General features: G+C 64.8%; 26 protein-coding genes. 19 read left to right on the top strand and 7 right to left on the bottom strand.

The window, feature by feature from the left end; genetic code table 11:
- Positions 1-74: 74 nt before the first annotated feature.
- From V8J55_RS02025 to V8J55_RS01980, 10 genes are all read left to right on the top strand, one after another.
- Positions 75-755, top strand: coding sequence for a Crp/Fnr family transcriptional regulator (locus tag V8J55_RS02025; protein WP_336444154.1), 681 nt, complete (start codon positions 75-77; stop codon positions 753-755).
- 49 nt (positions 756-804) lie between these two features.
- Entirely contained in the window at positions 805-1155 is a 351-nt protein-coding gene (locus V8J55_RS02020; protein WP_336444153.1) for an ArsC family reductase, read from the top strand.
- Positions 1152-2228, top strand: a complete 1077-nt coding sequence (locus V8J55_RS02015) for a glycerophosphodiester phosphodiesterase (RefSeq protein WP_336444152.1) — start codon at positions 1152-1154, stop codon at positions 2226-2228. Before V8J55_RS02020 ends, V8J55_RS02015 begins: the two co-directional genes overlap by 4 nt.
- A complete protein-coding gene (locus V8J55_RS02010) occupies positions 2225-3154 on the top strand; it encodes an aldo/keto reductase (RefSeq protein WP_336444151.1) in 930 nt (309 codons plus the stop codon). Before V8J55_RS02015 ends, V8J55_RS02010 begins: the two co-directional genes overlap by 4 nt.
- Positions 3155-3243: 89 nt before the next feature.
- Complete coding sequence (gene panB, locus V8J55_RS02005) at positions 3244-4107, top strand: 3-methyl-2-oxobutanoate hydroxymethyltransferase (protein ID WP_336444150.1); 864 nt, start codon at positions 3244-3246, stop codon at positions 4105-4107.
- Positions 4108-4207: 100 nt separating this feature from the next.
- Entirely contained in the window at positions 4208-5017 is an 810-nt protein-coding gene (locus tag V8J55_RS02000; protein ID WP_336444149.1) for a tetratricopeptide repeat protein, read from the top strand.
- A gap of 1 nt (position 5018) precedes the next feature.
- A complete protein-coding gene (locus V8J55_RS01995) occupies positions 5019-6353 on the top strand; it encodes an outer membrane protein assembly factor BamB family protein (protein ID WP_336444148.1) in 1335 nt (444 codons plus the stop codon).
- Positions 6354-6401: 48 nt separating this feature from the next.
- The gene (gene der, locus V8J55_RS01990) at positions 6402-7790 is read left to right on the top strand and encodes a ribosome biogenesis GTPase Der (protein WP_336444147.1); all 1389 of its coding nucleotides are present in this window, start codon (positions 6402-6404) and stop codon (positions 7788-7790) included.
- Positions 7787-8017: a sulfurtransferase TusA family protein gene (locus tag V8J55_RS01985; RefSeq protein ID WP_336444146.1), complete on the top strand. Its 231-nt coding sequence runs from the start codon at positions 7787-7789 to the stop codon at positions 8015-8017. Before der ends, V8J55_RS01985 begins: the two co-directional genes overlap by 4 nt.
- 117 nt (positions 8018-8134) lie before the next feature.
- Entirely contained in the window at positions 8135-8539 is a 405-nt protein-coding gene (locus V8J55_RS01980) for an Hpt domain-containing protein (protein WP_171013661.1), read from the top strand.
- Here the strand turns inward: V8J55_RS01980 and V8J55_RS01975 are convergent.
- The gene (locus tag V8J55_RS01975; protein WP_336444145.1) at positions 8536-9786 is read right to left on the bottom strand and encodes a DUF418 domain-containing protein; all 1251 of its coding nucleotides are present in this window, start codon (positions 9784-9786) and stop codon (positions 8536-8538) included. The two genes, V8J55_RS01980 and V8J55_RS01975, sit on opposite strands and share 4 nt — an antisense overlap.
- Positions 9787-9915: 129 nt before the next feature.
- On the opposite strand from V8J55_RS01975, the gene V8J55_RS01970 reads away from it, so the two are divergent.
- Entirely contained in the window at positions 9916-10695 is a 780-nt protein-coding gene (locus tag V8J55_RS01970; protein WP_336444144.1) for a Coq4 family protein, read from the top strand.
- 34 nt (positions 10696-10729) lie between these two features.
- Here V8J55_RS01970 and V8J55_RS01965 read toward each other — a convergent pair whose 3' ends face one another.
- The gene (locus V8J55_RS01965) at positions 10730-11377 is read right to left on the bottom strand and encodes a flavodoxin family protein (RefSeq protein WP_336444143.1); all 648 of its coding nucleotides are present in this window, start codon (positions 11375-11377) and stop codon (positions 10730-10732) included.
- Positions 11378-11512: 135 nt separating this feature from the next.
- Between V8J55_RS01965 and V8J55_RS01960 the strand changes: the two genes are divergently transcribed.
- Positions 11513-11851, top strand: a complete 339-nt coding sequence (locus V8J55_RS01960; RefSeq protein ID WP_336444142.1) for a winged helix-turn-helix transcriptional regulator — start codon at positions 11513-11515, stop codon at positions 11849-11851.
- A gap of 6 nt (positions 11852-11857) precedes the next feature.
- Here V8J55_RS01960 and V8J55_RS01955 read toward each other — a convergent pair whose 3' ends face one another.
- The 4 genes from V8J55_RS01955 to V8J55_RS01940 form a co-directional block, all read right to left on the bottom strand.
- Positions 11858-12595 (bottom strand): DUF72 domain-containing protein, encoded by a 738-nt coding sequence (locus V8J55_RS01955; protein WP_336444141.1) that lies wholly within the window; start codon positions 12593-12595, stop codon positions 11858-11860.
- Between the two features lie 124 nt (positions 12596-12719).
- Positions 12720-14975 carry a phosphoribosylformylglycinamidine synthase subunit PurL gene (gene purL, locus V8J55_RS01950; protein ID WP_336444140.1) on the bottom strand — a complete coding sequence of 752 codons (2256 nt, stop codon included), beginning with the start codon at positions 14973-14975 and terminating at the stop codon, positions 12720-12722.
- A gap of 84 nt (positions 14976-15059) precedes the next feature.
- Positions 15060-15356 carry a hypothetical protein gene (locus tag V8J55_RS01945; protein WP_336444139.1) on the bottom strand — a complete coding sequence of 99 codons (297 nt, stop codon included), beginning with the start codon at positions 15354-15356 and terminating at the stop codon, positions 15060-15062.
- Between the two features lie 131 nt (positions 15357-15487).
- Entirely contained in the window at positions 15488-16150 is a 663-nt protein-coding gene (locus V8J55_RS01940) for a hypothetical protein (RefSeq protein ID WP_336444138.1), read from the bottom strand.
- A 73-nt stretch (positions 16151-16223) separates the two neighbouring features.
- Here V8J55_RS01940 and V8J55_RS01935 point away from each other — a divergent pair, with 73 nt between their 5' ends.
- The 5 genes from V8J55_RS01935 (at position 16224) to queA (ending at position 19880) form a co-directional block, all read left to right on the top strand.
- The gene (locus tag V8J55_RS01935; RefSeq protein WP_336444137.1) at positions 16224-16499 is read left to right on the top strand and encodes an exodeoxyribonuclease VII small subunit; all 276 of its coding nucleotides are present in this window, start codon (positions 16224-16226) and stop codon (positions 16497-16499) included.
- Positions 16500-16544: 45 nt separating this feature from the next.
- Positions 16545-17426 carry a polyprenyl synthetase family protein gene (locus V8J55_RS01930; RefSeq protein WP_336445692.1) on the top strand — a complete coding sequence of 294 codons (882 nt, stop codon included), beginning with the start codon at positions 16545-16547 and terminating at the stop codon, positions 17424-17426.
- Positions 17426-17932 carry a pantetheine-phosphate adenylyltransferase gene (gene coaD / locus V8J55_RS01925; protein ID WP_039571783.1) on the top strand — a complete coding sequence of 169 codons (507 nt, stop codon included), beginning with the start codon at positions 17426-17428 and terminating at the stop codon, positions 17930-17932. Before V8J55_RS01930 ends, coaD begins: the two co-directional genes overlap by 1 nt.
- 86 nt (positions 17933-18018) lie before the next feature.
- Positions 18019-18825 (top strand): peptidylprolyl isomerase, encoded by an 807-nt coding sequence (locus V8J55_RS01920; protein WP_336444136.1) that lies wholly within the window; start codon positions 18019-18021, stop codon positions 18823-18825.
- A gap of 23 nt (positions 18826-18848) precedes the next feature.
- Positions 18849-19880: a tRNA preQ1(34) S-adenosylmethionine ribosyltransferase-isomerase QueA gene (gene queA / locus V8J55_RS01915; RefSeq protein WP_336444135.1), complete on the top strand. Its 1032-nt coding sequence runs from the start codon at positions 18849-18851 to the stop codon at positions 19878-19880.
- Between the two features lie 13 nt (positions 19881-19893).
- Here the strand turns inward: queA and V8J55_RS01910 are convergent, their stop codons facing one another.
- Entirely contained in the window at positions 19894-20583 is a 690-nt protein-coding gene (locus V8J55_RS01910) for a helix-turn-helix domain-containing protein (protein WP_336444134.1), read from the bottom strand.
- A 512-nt stretch (positions 20584-21095) separates the two neighbouring features.
- On the opposite strand from V8J55_RS01910, the gene V8J55_RS01905 reads away from it, so the two are divergent.
- Both V8J55_RS01905 and V8J55_RS01900 read left to right on the top strand, forming a co-directional pair.
- Positions 21096-21620, top strand: coding sequence for a hypothetical protein (locus tag V8J55_RS01905; RefSeq protein ID WP_336444133.1), 525 nt, complete (start codon positions 21096-21098; stop codon positions 21618-21620).
- A 138-nt stretch (positions 21621-21758) separates the two neighbouring features.
- A complete protein-coding gene (locus V8J55_RS01900; RefSeq protein WP_336444132.1) occupies positions 21759-22517 on the top strand; it encodes a hypothetical protein in 759 nt (252 codons plus the stop codon).
- The last annotated feature ends 37 nt before the right edge of the window (positions 22518-22554 follow it).

Genomic DNA, 22554 nt, shown 5'->3' with positions numbered 1-22554 from the left:
ACCAAGGCTTTTGGCTATCGACAACGTTATACACCCGTGACCCGAGCCTGGGTCTCGACGCGAAGCGATTGGCTATGAGTTTCGATTCCGCATGGTTCCTCTATGGGGCGCTGCTGCTCCTGCTGGCGACAAGTTTTGTCGTGCGGATCGAATATGCCCGCATCGGCCTCGCCGCGGCGGCGCTGGTTGCCTTGCCGCTGACATTGTTTCGCGGGCCGGATCTTGGTTACGGCGTGCTCGTGCTTGCGATCCTCGTCGTCAATATCGCCATTTTGGCGCGAGTATGGCTGCGCGGCACAAAGGTACAGTTTTCAGCCGAAGAAGAGGAATTGCGCCGCCAGCATTTTTCCGGCCTCGGCACCACGGCTGCGCGCGACCTGATCGACCAGGGACACTGGATTTCGGCGAAGCGCGGCGAGGTGCTGATCCGCGAAAATCAGGCGGCGCCCAGCCTTTTCTATTTGGCCGAGGGGCAAGCGGCGATTTTGCGCGACGGCATCGAGATCGGCAAACTTTCGGGCGGCGCGCTGATCGGCGAAGCGACGGTGCTCGACGGCGCGCATGCGACCGGGACGGTGACGCTCGGCAGCAACGCCCGGCTGTGGTTCGTTCCCGCCGCGGCGCTGCGCGCCTATCTGGCGGCCAATCCCGGGATTGCGGGCGCGCTTCACGAAGGTTTTGCGCGCGCGCTTCGCGGCAAGCTGGCGAGTGCCAACACGCGCATCGCGGAGCGGTCGGCAATTTATCGGGCATAGTCTTTCCCGGCCTCGAAACTGCAACCCGCGCCTGCTAAGTCCTCGGTCCATGACGATGATTCTTTATGGCATTTCGAACTGCGATACGGTGAAGAAGGCGCGGCGCTGGCTCGACGAGCAGGGCGTCGCTTATCACTTTCACGACGTGCGCAAGGATGGGCTCGACGCCGCGAGGCTTCAAAGCTGGATCGACGCGCTCGGTTGGGAAAAGCTGCTCAACAAGGCGGGGACGACCTTTCGCAAGCTGCCCGACGCGCAAAAGGACGGACTCGACGCCGCCGCGGCAAAGGCGCTGATGCTCGATCAGCCGGCGATGATCCGCCGCCCGGTCGTCGAGGCCGCGGGCACGATCAGCGTCGGCTTTTCGGCGGATGACTGGCGGGCGCGTTTTGCCGCATGATCCGCTCGCTCGCGGCGCTGCTGGCCTTCATGCTGTTCACCGGCTGCACGGCTGATGTCGTGACCGCGCAGCCGACCCTCGATGGCCAGCCGCCGATCGTGATCGCCCACCGCGGCGCGTCGGGCGAACGCCCCGAACATACGCTTGCGGCATACAAGCTCGCGATCGACCTTGGCGCCGATTATATCGAGCCCGACCTCGTGCTCACCAAGGACGGCGTGCTGGTCGCGCGGCACGAGAATGAGATTTCGGAAACGACCGACGTCGCGAACCACGCCGAATTCGCGGGCCGCAAGGCGACGAAGACGATCGACGGGCAGAAAGTCACCGGCTGGTTCACCGAAGATTTCACGCTGGCGGAACTCAAGACGCTGCGCGCGCGCGAGCGGCTGCCGAAGCTGCGCAGCACCGAATATGACGGCCAGTTCGAAATCCCGACCTTCGAGGAAATTCTGGCCCTGCTCGCCGAGGCGAACAAGGACCGGAAGAAGCCCGTCGGTGTCTATCCCGAAACCAAGCACCCGAGTTATTTCGTGTCGATCGGCCTGCCGCACGAGGCGCCTTTGCTCGCTGTGCTTGATCGCTTCGGTTATCGTGGCCGCACCGCTCCTGTGTTCATTCAAAGCTTCGAGGTCGGCAATCTGATGGATCTGCGCGCCAAGAGCGATCTGCCTTTGATCCAGCTGATGGATGCCGAGGGCGGCCCCGCCGACCGACCCGGCACCAGCTATGCCGCCATGACGTCGCCCGCCGGGCTCAAAATGATCGCCGCCTATGCCGACGGCATCGGCCCGAACAAGGCGATGGTGATCCCGCGCGGCGCGCTCGGCCGGCTCGGCAAACCCACCGACCTGGTGCGCGATGCGCATGCAGCGGGGCTCAAGGTCCATCCCTGGACGTTCCGCCGCGAAAATTATTTCCTGCCGCTGGGCGACAAGGGTGGGGTCAATCCAGCCGGACATGGCGATCTCGCGGGTGAAATCGCGGCCTATCTGAAAACCGGCATCGACGGCCTGTTTAGCGACAATCCGCGCGAAGCGGCTCTGACGGTGAGGAAGGAAAGCGGACAATGACCGAAAGAACCTTGGGCCAGAGCGGGCTGTCGACTCCGTCGCTGGTTCTCGGCGGCAATGTCTTTGGATGGACCGCCGACCGGGCTATCAGTTTCGCCATCCTCGACCGGTTCGTTGAAGGTGGAGGCCGGATGGTCGACACCGCCGACGTTTATTCGGCGTGGGTTGATGGCCACAAGGGCGGCGAATCGGAAAGCATGATGGGCGCGTGGCTGAAAGCAAACGGCGCGCGGGGCAGCGTGCTGATCGCGACCAAGGTCGGCATGATGCCTGGCGGACTGAAGCCCGACCGCATTCGCGACGCCGTGCAAGGCTCGCTCGACCGGCTCGGCGGCGACGTCATCGACCTCTATTTCGCGCACAAGGATGATCCCGACGTGCCGCTCGATGAAGTGCTCGGCGCCTTTGCCGAGCTGGTCGATGCCGGGACCGTGCGCGCGATCGGCGCGTCAAACTATTCAGCCGACCGGCTTGCCGAGGCGCTTCGCATCGCCGATGCCAAGGGCCTGCCGCGTTTCACCGTGATGCAGCCCGAACTCAACCTGCTCGACCGCGATCAGTTCGAAGGCCCGCTGCAACAGATTTGTATCGGCGAAAACATCGGGGTGGTGCCCTACTACAGCCTCGCTGCCGGCTATCTGTCGGGGAAATATCGCAGCGCCGACGACCTTGGCCTCAGTGTCCGCGGCTACAAGGCAAAGGCTTATATGGCGGGGCGTGGCCCCGCCGTGCTCGCTGTGATGGACCGCATCGCGGCGGAGACCGGCGCCACCCTGTCGCAGATCGCCCTCGCGTGGGTTGCCGCCCAACCGGGTGTGACCGCGCCGATCGCCAGCGCGACGTCGGTGGAACAACTGGACGAGCTGATGGGCAGCCTCGACCTGTGCCTCAGCGACGAGCAGCTCGCGGCGCTCAGCGCGGCCTGACCGAAGAGCAAGGCGCGTTCGCTGCGCCGCAACAAAAATCGGGCTTTGTCGCTTTCGCCCCGCGGTTTTAGCGGCTAAACCCTCGCCCCATGTCCACGCTCCCGAAAACGCTCACCTTCGACACGTCGACCAGCCGCGCCAATCCGACGCCGCAGCCGATGAAACGCCTCACCGTGCCGCGCATTCGCCAGCGCAAAGGCGGCGAACCGCTGGTGATGCTCACCGCCTACACCGTCCGCATGGCGCAGTTGCTCGACCCGCATTGCGATATGCTGCTCGTCGGCGATTCGCTCGCGCAGGTGATCTATGGCCTGCCGCACACCGTCGGGGTGACGATGGACATGATGGCGCTGCACGGCGCCGCTGTCGTGCGCGGCAGCTATCATGCCGCGGTGATCGTCGACATGCCGTTCGGCAGCTATGAAGGCAGTCCGCAGCAGGCGTTCGACAATGCGGCGCGGCTGCTCAAGGAAACCGGCGCCGCAGCGGTGAAGGTCGAGGGCGGCAAGGTGCTCGCGCCGACGATCGAATTCCTGACCCAACGCGGCATCCCGGTGATGGGCCATGTCGGGCTGACCCCGCAGGCGGTGAACATCCTTGGCGGCTATGGCGTCCGCGGCAAGAGCGAGGAGGAAGCGCGCTCGATCGTCGAAGATGCGGTCGCGGTGGCACAGGCCGGCGCCTTTTCGATCGTGATCGAAGGCGTGCTCGAATCGATCGCGATCGAGATCACGAACAAGGTCGATTGCCCGACGATCGGCATCGGCGCATCGGCACAATGCGACGGCCAGGTGCTCGTCACCGACGACATGCTCGGCATGTTCGAACGCGTCCCCAAGTTCGTGAAGCGTTACGGCAATATGGCGAGCGTCGTCGAAGGCGCGGTCAAGGACTATGCCGACGAAGTCAGGTCCCGTTCATTCCCGACCGAGGATCAGACCTACGCAGGGTAAAGGCCCGGCGATCCGCGCAAAGTGAAACGCTTGGTCTTTTTCCGTGCTGTCGCTAAGGAAGCGACCGGCCCAGAGCCATGACGAGTATATGGAGGTTTGATTGGCGCTGAGCCCGACGAATGATGCCGCGCTGTTGCAGGAAGTCGACGAGGCCGTCCGCAAGGACCGGCTCGATACGATCATGCAGCGCTACGGCCGTTGGATCATCGGCGGCGTCATCGCCGCGCTGCTGGCGTTCGGCGGCTATCTCTTCTGGAGCCACCAGCAGGATGCCGCGCGCGGCGAGCAGGCCGAAGAATTGATCGCGGCATTCGAAAAGCTCGGCACGAACCAGCCGCGCGCCGCGGCGACCGATCTGCAGAAGCTCGCTGCCGAAGGCGACCCCGCCTATCGCGCGGTCGCGCAGATGCAGGAAGCGAATATCAAGGCGCAGAGCGGCGACCTGAAGGCCGCCGCCGCGCTGATGGCGAAAGTCGCCGCCGATACCAAGCTCGACCAGGCGCTGCGCGATCTCGCGCTGATCCGCCAGACGGCGTTCGAATATGACATGCTGAAGCCCGAAGTGGTGATCGCGCGGATGAAGCCGATGGTCGATGCGAAGGATCCGGCGTCGAGCTGGTTCGCGAGCGCCGCCGAACTGTCGGCGACCGCGCATTACCAGCTTGGCCAGTTCGACCAGGCCGGCGCGCTTTATGGCCGCATCGCCAAATTGCCCAATGTGGCCAAATCGCTGCAATCGCGTTCGGTGCAGATGGCGGGGATGCTCGGCGTCGACGCGGTCGCGGACCGGGCGGACGAAAGCGCCGCAGCCGAAAAGAAAGGCGCGGCGCAAGCCGCCGCCGCCGGGGACCAGAAAGGCAATGCCGCGCCAAAGGCCGCGGCAGCCGCAAAGACTGAGGAAGCCAATTAATATGCGGAAAGCGCGTTTCGGAATTACTGCGGCGCTGCTCGCGCTGCCGCTGACGGCATGTGGGGTGATCAAAGGCGACGGCCCGCCGAAGACCCCGACGGTCGGTGACCGCGTCTCGATCCTGTCGAACGACAACAGCGTCAAGGTCGATCCGGCCACCGCGTCCATCGCGGTCGTGCTGCCCGAACCGGCGGTCAACGCCGCCTGGGCGCAGTCGGGCGGCAACGCATCGAAATCGATGGGCCATCCGGCGCTCGCCGCGACGCGAACCAAGCTGTGGGAAGCCAGCATCGCGGGCAGCACCAACAAGCAGCGGATCGCTGCCTCGCCGGTGATCGCCGACAACCGCCTGTTCGTCGTCGATACCGACGCCGTCGTCACCGCCTTCGCCGCCGACACAGGCGCGAAGCTGTGGAGCGTGCCGATCGGCAGCACGGGCAAGGATTTCAAGGCATCGCTGTTCGGCGGCGGCGCCGGCGTCGACGGCAATGTCGTTTATGCGACCAGCGGTGTCGGGGACGTCGCGGCGCTGAACGTCGCCGACGGATCGGTGATCTGGAAGGTCAAGCCCGCAGGTCCGCTGCGCGGCGCGCCGACTATTGCCTTCGGCGGTGTCTATGTCATCAGCCAGGACAACCAGATTTTTGCGCTCAACGCCGCGAATGGCGCGGTGCAGTGGCAGGCCACCGCGTCGATGGAGGCAGGCAGTGTGTTCGGCGCCGCATCGCCCGCGGCGGGGCAGGGGACGATCGTCGCCGGCTTCTCGTCGGGCGAGGTCCAGGCCTATCGTTACGAAAACGGCCGCGACCTGTGGGAAGACGCGCTTGCGCGCACCTCGATGGCGCTGTCGGTGTCGACACTCACCGACGTCGACGCCGATCCGGTCGTCGACCGCGGCCGCGTCTTCGCGCTCGGCCAGGGCGGACGCATGGCGAGCTATGAACTCGTTACCGGCCAGCGCAGCTGGGAAATCTCGATCGCCGGCATTTCGACGCCTTATGTCGTCGGCGAGTGGGTTTATGCGATGACCGACGACGCCAAGCTGCTCGCCGTCGCGCGTGCGAACGGCAAGGTGCGCTGGCTGCAACAGCTCGCGCGTTTCCGCGTCGAAACCGAAAAGAAGAAAAAGGACCCGATCCGCTGGACCGGACCGATCCTCGCAGGTGGGCGCCTGATCGCGGTCAACAGCGAAGGGACCTTGTCGGAATTCTCGCCGACCGACGGCTCGCTGCTCGGTTCGACCGAATTCAAATCGCCGTTGTCGCAGTCCCCGGTGGTTGCGAACAATATTTTGTACGTCCTCGCGGACGACGGGCAGCTCACGGCCTGGCGCTGATACAGCGTCCGGGCCGGGGCGGCCCGGTAGGATACAGGGAATAGTCTCATGTCGCGATTCGCGACGATTGCCATTGTCGGCCGGCCCAATGTGGGCAAATCGACGCTGTTCAACCGGCTGGTCGGCAAGCGCCTTGCGCTCGTCGACGACCAGCCCGGGGTGACGCGCGACCGCCGCGAGGGCGACGGTCATTTGCTCGGCCTCGATTTCCGTATCGTCGATACCGCGGGCTTCGAGGATTATGACGCGGCGACCTTGCCCGGCCGGATGCGCGTGCAGACCGAAAAGGCGGTGCGTGAGGCCGACGCGGCGCTGTTTATGATCGACGGCCGCGCGGGGGTGACCCCGCTCGACGAGGAAATCGCGCGTTGGCTGCGCAGCGAGGACACGCCGATCATCCTCGTCGTCAACAAGGCCGAGGGAAAGCAGGGCGAAAACGGCCTGATGGAGAGCTATTCGCTCGGTTTCGACAATCCGATCGCGCTCAGCGCCGAGCATGGCGAAGGCGTCGTCGACCTGTTCGATGCGCTGCGCCCGATCGTCGAGGCTTATGATGCAGCGGAAGCCGAGGCTTTGCCGCCACGGGTTGAAGGCGAAGAAGACGAGGACGCGCCGCTCGGCCCGATGAAGCTCGCGATCGTCGGTCGTCCGAACGCGGGCAAGTCGACGCTGATCAACCGCATGATCGGCGAAGACCGGCTGATCACCGGGCCCGAAGCCGGAATCACCCGCGATTCGATCCGCGTCGACTGGCAGTGGGAAAAGGACGGCGAGGTCCACGAGATCCAGCTGTTCGACACCGCGGGCATGCGCAAGCGCGCCAAGGTGGTCGAAAAGCTCGAGAAGCTTTCGGTCGCCGACGCGCTCCACGCGGTCGATTTCGCCGAGGTCGTCGTTCTCCTGCTCGATGCGACCAAAGGTCTGGAGGCGCAGGATCTGCACATCGCCGACAAGGTACTGCAGGAAGGGCGCGCGCTGATCGTCGCACTCAACAAATGGGATGTCGCCGAAGACCCGTCGGCGCTGTTCAACGGCGTGCGCACCGCGCTCGAAGACGGGCTCAGCCAGGTCAAGGGCGTTCCCGTGCTCAGCATTTCGGGCGCGACGGGGAAGGGCATCGACACGCTGGTCCGCGTCGCGTTCGAACAGCGCGCGATCTGGACCAACCGCGTCTCGACCGCGAAGCTCAACCGCTGGTTCGAAAATGCGGTCGAAAACAACCCGCCGCCGGCGCCCGGCGGCAAGCGGATCAAGCTGCGCTATATCACGCAGGCGCGCACCCGGCCGCCGACCTTCGTCGTTTTCGGCACGCGGACCGACAGCTTGCCCGGAAGCTATACGCGCTATCTGGTCAACGGAATGCGCAAGGAACTGGGCTTCCAGGGCGTGCCGGTTCGCCTCAATTTCCGCAATTCGCGCAACCCCTATGACGAATGACGGCGCCTGAGGCATTGGGGACGCTGGTCGTCGATGCCCGTGGAATGCGCTGCCCCTGGCCCGCGCTGCGGCTGGCGCGCGCGATGCGCGATGCGTCCGACGTGCTGCTGATCGCCGACGATCCGCAGGCGGGACGCGAGGTTGCGGCGCTGGCGGGCGAGCATGGCTGGTCGGTCGAGACCGATGCGGCGACCGCCGATGAGGGGCGCTGGCGCGTCCGGCGCTGACCCAAAATGGGGCGGCTTTCTTCGCGGCCCCCATGACACCGTAACGTCTTTTTTACCCAACTTCGGCATGGACCGCTTGGGACCACGGCCGAATTAGAACACCAAGGGACGAAAGCATTGGACGAAATCCTGGTCGATTGGGACGAGTTTCGCGCGACGCGCACCCAGTTGGGCGCGGCGTTTGTGCGGATTCTTGGCTATTTTCGTGAAGACGGCACCAAATCAGTCGCCGCGATCGAAGAGGCGATGCGCGCACGCGATGCCCGCGGCCTCGTCATGCCCGCGCACACGCTGAAAAGCGAAGCGCGGCAGTTCGGGGGCGAGAAACTCGGCGCGCTCGCCGAGGACATCGAAGTCTTCGCGCGCCACTGTGTCGAAAGCCAGACCAGCCCCGAGGAATATCTGCCGCGCGTCGTCGAACTGCGCCGGTTGTTCGAAGAAACCCTCGCCGCGCTCGAGCGCGAAGCGAACCCGCTCGTCCAGCGCCGCCCGACGGGTTTCGGCCGCGCCGTCGGTTACTAAGCCGCCGAGGGCTTCCGCATCGGCTGAAGCTTTCCGCGCGCGAGGCTGCGCCACAGCCATTCGAGCGGGCCGTAGCGATAGCGGTCGAGCCAAGGCTTCGACCAGAGCAGCATGATCGCCCACATGCCGGCGCAGACGAGATAGAGCGTCCAGCGGCCGACGTCGCCGAACAGGCCGATCCCATAGCCATAGAAGATCGTCGTCATCACGATGCTGGTGCCGAGATAGTTGGAGAAGGCGGCACGGCCCGCTGCCGCGACACGGGCTATCCATGCGCTGGTAGCGGCGCGCCGGATCAGCAGCACGAGCAGGGCGGCATAGGCGATCGTCATCATCAGCCGTCCCGGCCCCGCCCACGCCATGAAGGCATTGACCGCGATGAGATAGTCGAAGCCCGCGCGCCACTGGAGCCAGCCGACGAGCAATGTCAGCAATACCCCCGGGGGTAGCCAGCGCAGCGCTGTCCGCCGATAGTCGGCCGCCGCCCATGCCCCCGTCAGGAAGCCGTTGCGGAACAGCGCCATGCCGAGCATCATCAGCGGCAGCGTCTCCCATATCGTCATCAGCACGCCGACGAACGGATTGATCGCGGTATCGAGCCGTGAGCTCAGGATCGGTAGATAGGGGCCGCGATAGAGCGCGAGCTCCTCGGCCACTTCGCCGTCGATCTTGGCATATTCGGCGCGAACCTCGCGCCCGGCTTCGACCATCGACGACGCGGGATTGTCGGCCGCATTTCCGGCCGCGAGCTGTGCGCCAAAGAAAAGCGACGTCAGGACCACGCCCAGCGTGAAAATGCCAAGCGCCCATTTGATCAGCCGGCGCGCTTCCCACGCGCGGAAGCGGAAGGCGACACAGCCGACGGCGGCGTAGAGGAACAATATGTCGCCCCACCACAGGAAGAAATAGTGGCAGAGGCCGAAGACCGCGAGCCACGCCATCCGGCGATAATGCAACGAACCCGGATCCTGCCCCGACGCTTCCGCGCGATCGATGATGAGCAGCATGCTCGCGCCGAACAGGATCGAGAACAGCCCGCGCATCTTGCCGTCGAAGAGGAGGAAGCCGACCGCCCACGCGGCGATGTCCGACCCCGTGTCGCCGCCATAGGCTTTGGGCGAGAGATAAGCCATTTCGGGCATCGCGAAGGCGGCGATGTTCATCGCCAAAATGCCCATCACGGCGAAACCGCGCAGCGCGTCGAGGGTGACGAGGCGTTCGCCCGCAACTTGTCTATCTTCGCGCATATCGCCCTCCACTGTATTATTCGTCTATAACGGCTGGGGCGACGATCCGTCCAGCGCTTTAACCTGCTATTGACATCCATGTCAGTAATGCTATCTGAGCATCATCACCTGATTCGGACGAGGCCAGCCATGACCCCCACCATCTTCTCCCACCCCGACCGCCAGCCGCAGAAGTTCCGCCCGTTCAAGGCGTTCCAGCACTTCCGCAATCTGATCAAGGACAAGGAAGACACCGAGCAGGTGTTCCACATCTTCGAGAATCTGCCGCGCAAGGGTTTCATGGACGACGCGCGCGCCTTCGTGACAAGCGATTTCGGCCGGAAGCTGATGGAACGTGAACCCTATCTGCCCGACCTGCTCGACGACCATGCATGGATCGACGAACTGCCCGAGGGCAGCGTCGGCCACGCCTATGTCACCTTCATGCGCCGCGAGGGCCTGTCGGCGGCGGGCCTCGTTGCTGAAAGCGACAAGATGGGCCGCCCGCAATATGACGACCAGGTGCAGTGGTATTCGAACCGCCTGCGCGACACGCACGACCTGTTCCACATCCTGACCGGCTATGGGCGCGACGCGCTCGGCGAACAGTGCGTGCTCGGTTTCACCTATGGCCAGACGGGCAATTACGGCAATGCCTTCATCGCCTATGCCGGCGGTTATGAAGTGAAACGCGGCGTCAAGAGCGACGCGCCGGTGTTCGGCGCGATCCGCCAGGGCCAGCGCCACGGCAAGGCGGCGAAGGCGATCATCGAGCAGGACATCCGCTCGCTGCTCGCCGAACCGCTCGAAGCCGCGCGTGCGCGGTTGGGGATCGGCGAGCCGACGCTCTATCAGGAAGCGCACCGCGCGTACCGCAATCGCGGCATCGATCCGTACAACTTCCTCGCGGCAAAGGCCGCGATGGCTTGAACTGTTCGCCGGCGAAAGCCGGGGAACCCGGCGCTCAGCCTAAGCTTTCCGGCCAGACGCGCGGGCTGCGCGGCGTCTCCAGCCTATAGTCGGAATAGGACCGCGAAAATATCTCCCGGCCCAGGCGTTCGGCGTCCCCGATCGGGTTCGCCGGATCGTTGCGCACTTCGCCGCGGCTGTTGCCGGCGCCGCGAACCACGCTGACGAAGTCCGAATTCGTGTAGCGGGAAAATTCCTGAATCTGGTGGATAATGCCGAGCGCCACGCCGGGGTATGTTTCCTCGGACGCGAGCACCAAGCCGAGCCGTTTGCCGGCCACCGCCGCAAGCGCGTCCTGCGAGCCCGGATAGGAGGCCGCATAATAGCAGAAGCTGCGATCGAAGAACGCCTTGATCTGCGCGGATACGCCGTACCAATAGATGGGCGAACAAAAGATCACCCCTCGCGCGGGCAAGAACTCGTCGAAGAACAGGGCGCGATACGGGTCGTCGATCGCGCATTCGCCATCGGAGCGGCGGCATATGCGGCAATCGCGCAGAAACCCCGAAATATGGTCATCCAGAAATCGCAGCGCGACATCGCTGCCCGCCGCCTCGGCGCCGCGCCGAACGGCCTCGGCAAGCGTCGCGGTGTTTCCGTTCCTACGCGGGCTTCCGACAAGAATGAGCAGTTTTTCCGGCATATCGGCCGATCCTTTCGCGTGGGACACGGCGCGGCTGCCATGTCTTGTTGACGCAAAGGGGTGGCGCTATACTTTCGATTGATCAATTACCTACTATTTTGTCAGGTACTCACCTTTAGGTAAGAATTGGCAATCATGTCGACGCGCAATCAACCCTATAATGACGGTCTCGGGCCGGTGTTCGAGATCATCGGCGGGAAGTGGAAGGCGCTGATTCTCTGGGAGCTTCACGACACCCCCGTGCGCTTCGGCGCGCTTAAGCGGCGTATTGCCGGGATCAGCGAAAAGATGCTGATCCAGCAATTGCGGGAAATGGAAGCCGATGGTCTGGTCCACCGCGAGATGTTCCATCAGGTTCCACCGCGTGTCGATTATTCGGTTACCCCCTTGGGGGCATCGCTCAACGAAGCGCTGACGCCGCTATGCGAATGGGGGAAACATAATCTGCAATTCCCGGCTACCGGCGGCCGGTGACGCCGGTCAGGCGAGCTTGGTGATCAGCGCCTGCGCGGCCGCAGGATTGCGGACCTTCGCGCCCGATATAAAGAAGATATAGACGTCGCGGTCGCCCTTCGCCCATTCGCGGGCTTGGGTCGCCCAGCCGTCGAGTGCCTTGGCGTCATAGCCTGTTTCGACATCCTCCTGGCTGCGCTGGAGCCGCGCATAGGTGAAGTCGGCGGTCTGTTCGTCGATGCACGGGAATTCGTCGCTGTCGGCGAAGACGATCGCCATGTTTCGTTCGCGCAGCATGTCGACGAAGGCTTGGTCGCGGAAGCTTTCGTCGCGCACCTCGATCGCGTGGCGCAGCTTCAGGCCATCCTGACTGTCGGGAAGCAAATCGAGGAAGCCCGCGAAATCGTCGCGGTCGAATTTCTTCGTCGCCATGAATTGCCAGTGGATCGGACCCAGCCGGTCGCCGAGCCGCGTCAGGCCCTGCGTCAGAAATTTCTCGATCGACGCCGCGCCCTCGGCCAGCACCTTGCGATTGGTCGTGAAGCGTGACGCCTTGACGCTGAACTTGAAGCCGTCGGGGACCGATGCGGCCCAATTGGCGAAGGTTTCGGGCTTCTGGCTGCCATAATAGGTGCCGTTGATCTCGATGCCGGTCAGATGCTGGCCGGCATATTCGAGCTCGCGTTTCTGTGCGAGGCCGGCGGGGTAAAAGGGGCCGCGCCACGGTTCGAAGGTCCAACCCCCAATGCCGATGTGAATGCTCATGTACTCTCACCTCCGTCATCCCGGCGAAGGCCGGGGTCTTAACGTTGCATTTCGCTGCACCGGCGAGATCGTGTCAGAGTCACGCGCCTCTGAACACACTTCGCCGGGATGACGGGTGAGCGGATTATGCCAGCGCCGCGTCGGCCCCCATCAAATTCGGGAAAAAGCCTTCATGCGCCTCGCGCAGTTCCGCGAGCGTCACCTGATGGTCGCTGCCTTCGAGTTCGAAGACGATGCGATCCTTGATCGTGCGGCCGACGGGATCGACCGGCACGTCGGCGCGGCCGGCGGCGTCGAGGAAATCGGCGAGGCAGGTGTCGCAGACGGTGACGAGATACAGCCCCTGATCCTCGCCGAAGAAGCTTTCGGCGACGCCGAACGGCTGTTCTTCGCTGACGAGCACGCCGATGTTCGACTTCAAGGCCATTTCGGCGAGCGTCACCGCCATGCCGCCGTCGGAGACGTCGTGGCAGGCGGTGATCCAGCCCGCATTGATCGCGCCGCGGATGAAATCACCGGTGCGCTTTTCGGCGCGGAGGTCGACGGGCGGCGGCGGGCCTTCTTCGCGGCCGAGGATTTCGCGCAGCCACGCCGACTGGCCGAGGTGGCCGGCGCGTTCGCCGACCGCGAGGACGATGTCGCCGGTGCGCTTGAAGCCGATGCCGACCGCCTTGTTCAGATCCTCGATCACGCCGACGCCGCCGATCGCGGGGGTCGGCAGGATCGCGCTGCCGCCGCCGGTCGCCTTGGACTCGTTATAGAGGCTGACGTTGCCCGACACGATCGGATAGTCGAGCGCGATACAGGCCTGCGCCATGCCGTCGAGGCAGCCGACGATCTGGCCCATGATTTCGGGACGCTGCGGGTTCGCGAAATTGAGGCAATTGGTGATCGCGAGCGGGGTCGCGCCGACTGCGCTGATGTTGCGCCAGGTCTCGGCGACCGCCTGCTTGCCGCCCTCGACGGGGTCGGCGTAGCAATAGCGTGGGGTGCAGTCGGTCGACATAGCGAGCGCGCGGTCCGTGCCATGGATGCGGACGAGCGCGGCGTCGCCGCCGGTCTGCACCGTGTCGGCGCCGACCTGGCTGTCATACTGCTCCCAGATCCAGCGGCGGCTGGCGATGTCGGGGGTGCCCATCAAGGTCTTGAGGTCGGCCGCGACGTCCTTCGTCTCGGGGACGTTCGTCAGTTCGGCCTGTTTCGGCGTCGGGACATGCGGGCGGTCGTAGAGCGGCGCATCGTCGGCGAGCGGGGCGAGCGGGATGTCGCAGACGATCTCGCCTTTATGCTCGAGCACCATGCGGCCGGTGTCGGTGACGGTGCCGATAACCGCGAAGTCGAGTTCCCATTTGTGGAAGATCGCGGCGGCGAAATCCTCGCGGCCGGGCTTCAGCACCATCAGCATGCGTTCCTGCGATTCGGACAGCATCATCTCGTACGCCGTCATGCCGGTCTCGCGCTGCGGCACGTCATCCATCTTGAGGTGGAGGCCGACGCCGCCCTTCGATGCCATTTCGACCGACGAGCTGGTGAGCCCCGCGGCGCCCATGTCCTGGATCGCGACGATCGCGTCCGACGCCATCAATTCGAGGCACGCCTCGATCAGCAGCTTTTCGGTGAAGGGGTCGCCGACCTGCACGGTCGGGCGCTTTTCCTCGGCGTCCTCGCCGAAGTCGGCCGATGCCATCGTCGCGCCGTGGATGCCGTCGCGGCCGGTCTTCGACCCGACATAGACGATCGGATTGCCGACGCCGCTGGCGGCCGAATAGAAGATCTTGTCCTGTTCGGCGACGCCGACGGTCATCGCGTTGACGAGGATATTGCCGTCATACGCCTTGTGGAAATTGACCTCGCCGCCGACCGTCGGGACGCCGACGCAATTGCCATAGCCGCCGATGCCGTGGACGACGCCCGAGATGAGGTGCTTCATCTTCGGATGGTCGGGGCGGCCGAAGCGCAGCGCGTTGAGGTTCGCGACGGGGCGCGCGCCCATGGTGAAGACGTCGCGGAGGATACCGCCGACGCCGGTCGCCGCGCCCTGATAGGGTTCGATGTACGACGGGTGGTTGTGGCTCTCCATCTTGAAGATCGCCGCGAGCTTCTTGCCGTCCGGACCGGTGCCGATGTCGATCACGCCGGCATTCTCGCCGGGGCCGCAGATCACCCAGGGCGCCTCCGTCGGCAGTTTCTTCAAATGGAGGCGCGAGCTTTTGTAACTGCAATGCTCAGACCACATGACCGAGAAGATGCCAAGTTCGACAAGGTTCGGCTCGCGCCCGAGCGCGTTGAGGACGCGATCATATTCTTCCGGAGACAGGCCGTGTTCGGCGACGATCTCGGGGGTGATGACGGAGGCGGGCGCGGGTGCGGTCTGAGTCATGGCGCGCCTTTAGCGATGTAGGCGCGAAACGAACAGACCCCATGATGCATTTTGCACCATGAGGTCTGCCGTCGGAGAGAGGGTTTAGCGCGAGGCGAGGGTGGCCGACGGCTTCACGAGCGGCGCGACGTCGCGCAGCGCGAAGCTGACCTGCTGCGAGCCGACCGTGCCGCGCACGCGGTGCTGGCCGACGCGGAGCGTGAACGGCTTGCCGGTGCGTTCCTCGACGCCGCTAATCACGCGCGTGTCGCCGACCTGCGTTACGCTATAGCTGTAGGTGCTGCCTTCATGCTCGAAGCGGTTGGTCGGCGCATCCTTCGCGAGGGCGACGGACGGCGCCAGCGCGAGCAGGCCGAGGGCGGGGAGAATATATTTTTTCATGGTGCAAGTCCTTGTCTAATGAACAAAACTTGCCTTCGGAGCCCCTCTCTTCTTGTGCAGTGCAGCATGACTGGCTCGCGCGACGCGAGCAATTGCAAAAAACAGAAGCGTGATTGCGCGGCGCGAAGGGGTCAGGTGCGGACGGGCACCGCGAGCCGCCGGTTGGCGCCCGCCCACGCCGCGGTCCCGGCGAGCAGCGCATAAGCGAAGAGCATCGTCGCGGGGAGGGCGAGCGAATAGGCGGGCTCCTTCGGGCCGAACCAGTCGATCGCCTGTGCAAAGGCGAGCAGCCCGGCGAGTATCCACAGCCGGCGGTTGCCGCCCGGCGCTTCGGTGCGGCGCCGATAATAAAGAAGAGTGCCGCCGATCAGCAATATCTCGAGCGGCATTGCGATCAGCGGATGATTCCAGAGCCCGAGCCCCAGTTTGGGCGGCATGCCATAGAGCGTCAGATCGGGGATGTGGACGAGGAAGTCGATGAACCAGTGCGACACCACGACCAGCGCGGCGCCGATCGCTGCCTCTTTGCGCTTGGTCGCGAACCAGACGAGCAGGCCGAAAATCTTCGCCCAGATCAGCGCGCCGAGCAGGCTGTGCGTATAGGGCATGTGATAGAGGTCCATCGGATTCATCGCGGTGATGCCGGGGACGATCCGCATCGCCTCGATCCCCGGGACCAGCAATGCGGCAAAACCGATGTCGACGAGCTGCGCCGCGACGAACAAGGTCCCGAGCCCCGCCGCCTTTGGACGGGCCGCAACGATCAGCGCCGGGGCGAAATGGCCGATGAACATGGCGCGACGCTATAGGGCAAAATCACCACGTCAAGCTTGACCGGACGGGGGCGAAGGGGCCAAAGCAGGGCCCATGACGGACACCCCCGAACCCGCTCGAGAAGGCCTTGGCGCCGCCGATATCGCCTCGCTGTCGTTCGAAGCCGCGATGGGCGAGCTCGAAACGATCGTGCGGAGGCTCGAGAGCGGCGATGTCAGCCTCGAAGAATCGGTGACGCTCTATGAGCGCGGCCATGCGCTGCGCGGCCATTGCGAGGCGCGGCTCGCCGCGGCGCAGGCGCGCATCGAACAGGTCAGCCTGGGCGCCGACGGCCGGCCGGCGGGAACGACCCCCTTCGGCGAAAGCTGATTCACGGTGACGCTCGTCGACAGCGAAGTTTCGCGCGAGCGGCAATTGCTGCTTTCCACCCAGAATGAGGTCGCGGCCGGGATCGACGCGCTGTTCGATCAACTGCTCGCCGTTCCGTCCGACCCGCGCGGGCCGCTCTATGAAGCGATGCGCCATGCCGCGGTGGCCGGCGGCAAGCGGCTGCGGCCGCTGCTCGTGCGTGCCGCGGGCGACTTGTTCCACGTCGACCGCACACTGACTCTTCGCGTCGGCGCGGCGGTCGAGGCGATGCACGTCTATTCGCTGATCCACGACGACCTGCCGTGCATGGACGACGACGACATGCGCCGCGGCAAGCCGACGGTGCATAAGGCGTTCGACGAGGCGACCGCGGTGCTCGCGGGCGATTCGCTCCACGCGCTCGCGTTCGAATGGCTGTGCGACCCGGTGACGAGCGCCGATCCCTTCGTGCGCGGCGAGCTCTGCTGCGAACTCGCGCGCGCCGCGGGCCCGGCGGGGATGGCCGGCGGCCAGATGATGGACCTCGCCGCCGAGACGTCGAATTTCGACCTGCCGACGGTAACGCGGCTCCAGCAACTCAAGACCGGCGCGCTGATCGCCTTTTCGGTCGAGGCCGGCGCGATCCTCGCGCGCATCCCGCCCGAAGGCCGCGCGCCGCTGCGCGCCTATTCGCGCGACATCGGGCTCGCGTTCCAGATCGCCGACGACATCATGGACGTCGAGGGCGACGAGGAATTGGCGGGCAAAGCGCTGCACAAGGACGATGCCGCGGGCAAGGCGACCTTCGTCACCTTGATGGGGCTCGAGCGCGCGCGCGAACAGGCGACCGTGCTTGTCGAACAGGCGATCGGGCATCTCGCGAATTTTGGCGAAGAGGCCGCGCTGCTGCGCGCGATCGCCCGTTATGTGGTGGAAAGGGACCGTTGATGCGCATTGGGGTTTATCCCGGAACCTTCGATCCGATCACGCTCGGGCATATGGACATCATCCGCCGCGGTGCGAAGTTCGTCGACCGGCTGATCATCGGCGTGACGACCAACATCGCCAAATCGCCCTTGTTCGACGACGACGAGCGGATCGCGATGGTGAAGGCTGAAGTTGCGGGGATCGACGGCGACATCGAGGTCGTCGGTTTCAATTCGCTGCTGATGGATTTTGCCGACGCCCAGGGCGCGTCGATCATCGTCCGTGGCATTCGCGGCGTCACCGATTTCGAATATGAGTATCAGCTGACAGGCATGAACCGCCAGCTCAACGACCGCGTCGAAACCGTCTTTCTGATGGCCGACGTCAGTCTCCAACCGATCGCGTCGCGGCTGGTCAAGGAAATCGCGATCTTTGGCGGCGACATCCACAAATTCGTGACGCCTTCGGTGCGCGATGCCGTCGTCGCGCGCATCGCCGAGCGGGGCCTTCTTCAGGGCGAGCGCTGATACCGATCATTGAGCGTTCAGCTTTTTCCGGCTAGGGCGCGCCATCGGGGCGCAAATCCAGTTTATTATCCAAAGGCCGATCCAGCATGAAATCATCCTTCCGCCCCTTGGTTCTTACGGCGATGGCGTTCGGTCTCGTAGGCGCGGCCGTCGCGCAGGATGCGCCGCCGGCACCGGGGCCGAACCCCGAGCAAAGCCAGCCGGCACCGCCCGTCGAAACGCCCCCGCCCGCGCCGGTCGAAACCCCGACCGCGCCCGCGACGACCGAAGCTGCTCCGGCGACCGTGGCGCCGCCCGCAATCCCGGCGATGACCCCCGACCAATATATGGGCGTCCCCGAATATATGCTCAACATCGACCTTTCGACGGGCGGCCGGATCGTGATCCAGCTCTATCCGAATGTCGCGCCGAACCATGTCGATCGGATCAAGAAGCTCGCGCGCGCGGGTTTCTATGACGGGATCAAGTTCCACCGCGTGATCGACGGCTTCATGGCGCAGACGGGCGACCCGACCGCGACCGGGCAGGGCGGTTCGCAGCTGCCCGACCTCAAGGCCGAATTCAACCCGACCCCGCATCTGCGCGGCACGCTGTCGATGGCGCGCGCCGAGAGCGAGGACAGCGCGAATAGCCAGTTCTTCATCATGCTCCAGCCGCGCTTCGCGCTCGACCGCCGCTACACCGCGTTCGGCCGCGTGATCTCGGGCATGCAATATGTCGACGCGATCCATAAGGGCGAGCCGCCCGAAGTGATGTCGCGCATGGTGCAGGTGTCGGTCGCCGCCGACAACAAGCCGATCCCGCCCGCCTCGATGCTGACCGAAGCCGTGCCCGCGCCGGTCGCGGCGCCCGCCGTGACGGTCGACGAGCTCAACGCTCCGATCAAGCAGTAAGCGCGGGCACGCGCACCAAGATCATGCGCGTCGACGCCTTCGATTTCGATTTACCCAATGAGCGTATCGCGCTCCGCCCGGCGCGGCCGCGCGATGCGGCGCGGATGCTCGTGGTCGATGGCGGCGAGATCGTCGACGCGGGGGTTAGCGATCTGCCGTCATGGCTCCGCCCCGGCGACTGCCTGGTGTTCAACGATACGCGGGTCATCCCGGCGCAGCTTGAAGGGCGGCGCGGAGAGGCGAAGATCGGCGCGACGCTCCACAAGCGCATCGACCTGCGCCGCTGGCAGGCGTTCATCCGCAACGCCAAGCGGTTGCGCGTCGGCGAAAGCGTCGATTTCGGCGCGGGCGTCGCGGCGCTCGCCGAGGAACGGCTCGCCGACGGCAGCTTCATCCTCGCCTTCGCCGGCGACGAGCCGGTCGAAGTCCTGCTCGAACGCGCGGGCACGATGCCGCTCCCGCCTTATATCGCGGGCAAGCGCCCCACCGACGACGACGATCGCAGCGATTATCAGACGATGTTCGCGCGCGAGGACGGCGCCGTCGCGGCGCCGACCGCGGCGCTGCACTTCACGCCGAAGCTGCTCGATGCGCTCGCCGTGGCCGGTATCGCGAGCGAAACGCTGACGCTGCACGTCGGTGCGGGCACCTTCCTGCCGGTCAAGGCCGACGACACCGAAGACCATGTCATGCACGCCGAATGGGGCCGGATCGACGCCGACACCGCGGCGCGGCTCAACGCCGTGCGCGCGGCGGGCGGCCGTGTCATCGCCGTCGGCACGACCAGCCTGCGCCTGCTCGAAAGCGCGGCAGAGGATGACGGCATCATCGCGCCCTTCGCGGGCGACACCGCGATCTTCATCACGCCGGGCTATCGCTTCAAGGCGATCGATGGGCTGATGACCAACTTCCACCTGCCGCGCTCGACCCTGTTCATGCTGGTCAGTGCGCTGATGGGGCTGGAGACGATGCAGGCGGCATACGCCCATGCCATCGAAAACGACTATCGCTTCTATAGCTATGGCGACGCGAGTTTGTTGTTGCCCGCACGATAGGGCGCGCGGCCCGTCAATATTCGATCGTGATCTTGACCTTGGCGGGATCGACGCCGGCGAGCGCGGCGATCTCTTCGCGGCTCGCGCGGACCAGCGCATGCATTTGCTGCGCGCTCGCGGCGGGATCGGCATGTGCCGCTGATGGTCCGCCGGCGATCAGTTCCTGCTCCGAAATGCCAAAAACCTCGGCCAGCGCGGGCAGGTTGCTGCGCCGCGGCACGGTCTTGCCGCTTTCCCATGCCCAGATGCTGGGTCGGCTGAACCCGGTCAGATCCGAAAGCGCCGCGCGGCTGAGGCCGCGTTCTTTCCGCAGCCGGAGCAGGCGCTGCGCCAGCATTTCGTCGCCGTCGGGAATGCGCGCCGGATCTACGTCGCCCGGAAGCGGATTGCGCAGCTGCGCCGCGCTGAGCGCCGCGCGCGACAGCGGCCGGTCGAAACGGCAGCCCGCGAGCGCCTCGCTGCGCCACACGATGGTGGCGGCGCAATCGGGCGCCTCGGGCAAGGCGACCGTCAGCCGCTGACCGATGGCCAGATCGGATGCGGTTTCGATCAGCATGCCGGTCGCCGACAGATTGTGGATCGCCACCGTCGTGCCCTCGCTGCCTTCGAGCGATCCCGCCGCTTCAAATCGCATATGCATACGCGGCGCGCCGCGCGTGCTTTCGCCGGTCTGTCGCTGTTCGATCATCGCATGAATGGGCATGGGTCAGCTATGCGCGCGATCGGTTGTCGAGTGGTTAATGGAGAGCGCCGCATCGCGGGCACATGCTCCGCCGGATGCCCGGCAACAAGGTCCGTTCGCCGTCCTTGGGGCGAACTGTGCGCTGCTTGCGGCGGGTGAATCGGCAGTCCGCCGCGGATTTTCCCCGATTTCGGCAGCTCCAATTGAACTTAGTGTCAACTTTCCTGTTAAGATATTAACATCGATTGTCCCGATTCTGAACGCCGATAGTCAGGCTTCCGCCTTGACGTGCGCCGAATTAACCCTCGACAGGCGCAAGAAAGCACGAATTTCCGTTGAACTTGAACGACATCGCCGGCGCCCAATTTTGGCCCGCGCCAATTTGGGGGTGCGAAGCTGTCTTAATTTATGTACTAAGTTTTTATTAACAGACGGGTTGATGAGTCGGGTCGCGACTTGTCGGGCACGGGGGTGCCAGAGGGCCATCCGCAAAGCGGAGCCTGAAACCGTTGGGATTTTTGGGGGTTCATGTCATGAGGCTCATGATTTTTGCGCTTGCCGCGGCGGCTTTTGCTGTGCCCGCGAACGCAGAAGAAATCCGGAACGTCAAATCGCTCGACATCGCGGTCAGCGGCGCGATCCGCCAGCATTGCGCGATGGGCAGCATCGCCAATATGGATTTCGGCAATCTGGAACGGCGCGGCCTGGGCATCGAAACGCGCGTGGCGCTCGATTGCAACGTCCCCTTCACGATGACGATCAAGGGCGCGCGCGGCGGCCTGACCCACACGACGATGCCGAACGGCCAAGGCCCGTATAGCGGCGTCCTGCCTTATAATCTCGCCGTCGAAATGCCTGTGCGATATCCGTCGCGGCAGACGGTGAGCCAATCCTTCAACAGTCGCCAACTTCTGGCCGGCGGCGTCATCTCCAGCAACGGCGGCATCGCGACGGACGGAATGGTCCTGGCGGTCGAGCTTGGTCAGCCTTCGGGCGAGGCCGGGCTGCTGGCTGGCGACTATTCGGAAACGATCACGATCACGGTCTCTCCGATTTAACGAATTCGTCCGCGGATGAACCGCGGACGGTAGCCGGAAGGGTAGGCACCGCTGCCCCTCCGGTCTCCGACCAGTTCGGTGCAGGTATTAGGTCGCATTCGGCATTGGGCCGGGCGGCATGATAGAGGGAAGAAGATTATGAAGAAGATCCTTAGCGGCACCGTCGCCGCCATCGCGCTCATCGCCGTTGCCACGCCGGCTGCCGCTCAGCACACCAACCAGCGTCATTATGCTGGTACGGTTCTGGGCATTCCTTACACCTCGACGAACCCCAATGGCCTCGAGACGCTGGGTCTCGAATTCGGTCTGGGCCTGGGTGTCGGCACGCGCTATCGCGCACAGGCTGATGCACCCAGCGACAGCGAAGCGAACACCCCGACTGTCAACGTTGCGTTCTCGCTGAGCGGCACCGTCAACCGCGACTGCTCGTTCTATGCCGGCAACGATTCGAGCGCTCGTAATATCGACTTCGGCGTGATCGGTGTGCGCACCGGCAACAACGAAAACGTCAACTCGGCGTTCGAAATGGTCGGCCAGGCCGAAGCCAACATCGACACGCTGACCGCTGGTTGCAACACCAACAATGTCGTCGAAATCAACAAGAACGACATCCGCGGCCTCGTGAACGCGAACCCGGGCGGTTATGACACCGACGAGTTCCAGGCGAACATCCCCTATTCGGTGACCGCTTCGTGGACCGGCGTTGCGCTGAACGCGCAGACCGCTGGCTCGTCGCAGTCGCTCGTCGTTCCGACCACCGGCAACGCCGGCTCGAAGCAGCAGGGTGCATGGCGTTCGCGCATGGACATCGACATCGTTGCTCCGGCCGTGACCAACAAGGGCCTGGTCGCTGGTTCGTACACCGGCACGACCACGCTGACGCTGCGCGCGCTCTAATCCCGCGCGGTAACGAATAGGGAGAGGGGAAAGAGCG

The sequence above is a fragment of the Sphingopyxis sp. CCNWLW2 genome, from assembly GCF_037095755.1.
Lineage (GTDB): Bacteria > Pseudomonadota > Alphaproteobacteria > Sphingomonadales > Sphingomonadaceae > Sphingopyxis.
This window is presented reverse-complemented; position numbering and strand designations above follow the sequence as displayed.

Bases quoted from the DNA above. Each gene is read 5' to 3' on its own strand.
- V8J55_RS02025 (WP_336444154.1), top strand. From the start codon at position 75: ATGAGTTTCGATTCCGCATGGTTCCTCTATGGGGCGCTGCTGCTCCTG.
- V8J55_RS02020 (WP_336444153.1), top strand. From the start codon at position 805: ATGACGATGATTCTTTATGGCATTTCGAACTGCGATACGGTGAAGAAG.
- V8J55_RS02015 (WP_336444152.1), top strand. From the start codon at position 1,152: ATGATCCGCTCGCTCGCGGCGCTGCTGGCCTTCATGCTGTTCACCGGC.
- V8J55_RS02010 (WP_336444151.1), top strand. From the start codon at position 2,225: ATGACCGAAAGAACCTTGGGCCAGAGCGGGCTGTCGACTCCGTCGCTG.
- panB (WP_336444150.1), top strand. From the start codon at position 3,244: ATGTCCACGCTCCCGAAAACGCTCACCTTCGACACGTCGACCAGCCGC.
- V8J55_RS01995 (WP_336444148.1), top strand. From the start codon at position 5,019: ATGCGGAAAGCGCGTTTCGGAATTACTGCGGCGCTGCTCGCGCTGCCG.
- der (WP_336444147.1), top strand. From the start codon at position 6,402: ATGTCGCGATTCGCGACGATTGCCATTGTCGGCCGGCCCAATGTGGGC.
- V8J55_RS01985 (WP_336444146.1), top strand. From the start codon at position 7,787: ATGACGGCGCCTGAGGCATTGGGGACGCTGGTCGTCGATGCCCGTGGA.
- V8J55_RS01975 (WP_336444145.1), bottom strand. From the start codon at position 9,786: ATGCGCGAAGATAGACAAGTTGCGGGCGAACGCCTCGTCACCCTCGAC.
- V8J55_RS01970 (WP_336444144.1), top strand. From the start codon at position 9,916: ATGACCCCCACCATCTTCTCCCACCCCGACCGCCAGCCGCAGAAGTTC.
- V8J55_RS01965 (WP_336444143.1), bottom strand. From the start codon at position 11,377: ATGCCGGAAAAACTGCTCATTCTTGTCGGAAGCCCGCGTAGGAACGGA.
- V8J55_RS01960 (WP_336444142.1), top strand. From the start codon at position 11,513: ATGTCGACGCGCAATCAACCCTATAATGACGGTCTCGGGCCGGTGTTC.
- V8J55_RS01955 (WP_336444141.1), bottom strand. From the start codon at position 12,595: ATGAGCATTCACATCGGCATTGGGGGTTGGACCTTCGAACCGTGGCGC.
- purL (WP_336444140.1), bottom strand. From the start codon at position 14,975: ATGACTCAGACCGCACCCGCGCCCGCCTCCGTCATCACCCCCGAGATC.
- V8J55_RS01945 (WP_336444139.1), bottom strand. From the start codon at position 15,356: ATGAAAAAATATATTCTCCCCGCCCTCGGCCTGCTCGCGCTGGCGCCG.
- V8J55_RS01940 (WP_336444138.1), bottom strand. From the start codon at position 16,150: ATGTTCATCGGCCATTTCGCCCCGGCGCTGATCGTTGCGGCCCGTCCA.
- V8J55_RS01935 (WP_336444137.1), top strand. From the start codon at position 16,224: ATGACGGACACCCCCGAACCCGCTCGAGAAGGCCTTGGCGCCGCCGAT.
- coaD (WP_039571783.1), top strand. From the start codon at position 17,426: ATGCGCATTGGGGTTTATCCCGGAACCTTCGATCCGATCACGCTCGGG.
- V8J55_RS01920 (WP_336444136.1), top strand. From the start codon at position 18,019: ATGAAATCATCCTTCCGCCCCTTGGTTCTTACGGCGATGGCGTTCGGT.
- queA (WP_336444135.1), top strand. From the start codon at position 18,849: ATGCGCGTCGACGCCTTCGATTTCGATTTACCCAATGAGCGTATCGCG.
- V8J55_RS01910 (WP_336444134.1), bottom strand. From the start codon at position 20,583: ATGCCCATTCATGCGATGATCGAACAGCGACAGACCGGCGAAAGCACG.
- V8J55_RS01905 (WP_336444133.1), top strand. From the start codon at position 21,096: ATGAGGCTCATGATTTTTGCGCTTGCCGCGGCGGCTTTTGCTGTGCCC.
- V8J55_RS01900 (WP_336444132.1), top strand. From the start codon at position 21,759: ATGAAGAAGATCCTTAGCGGCACCGTCGCCGCCATCGCGCTCATCGCC.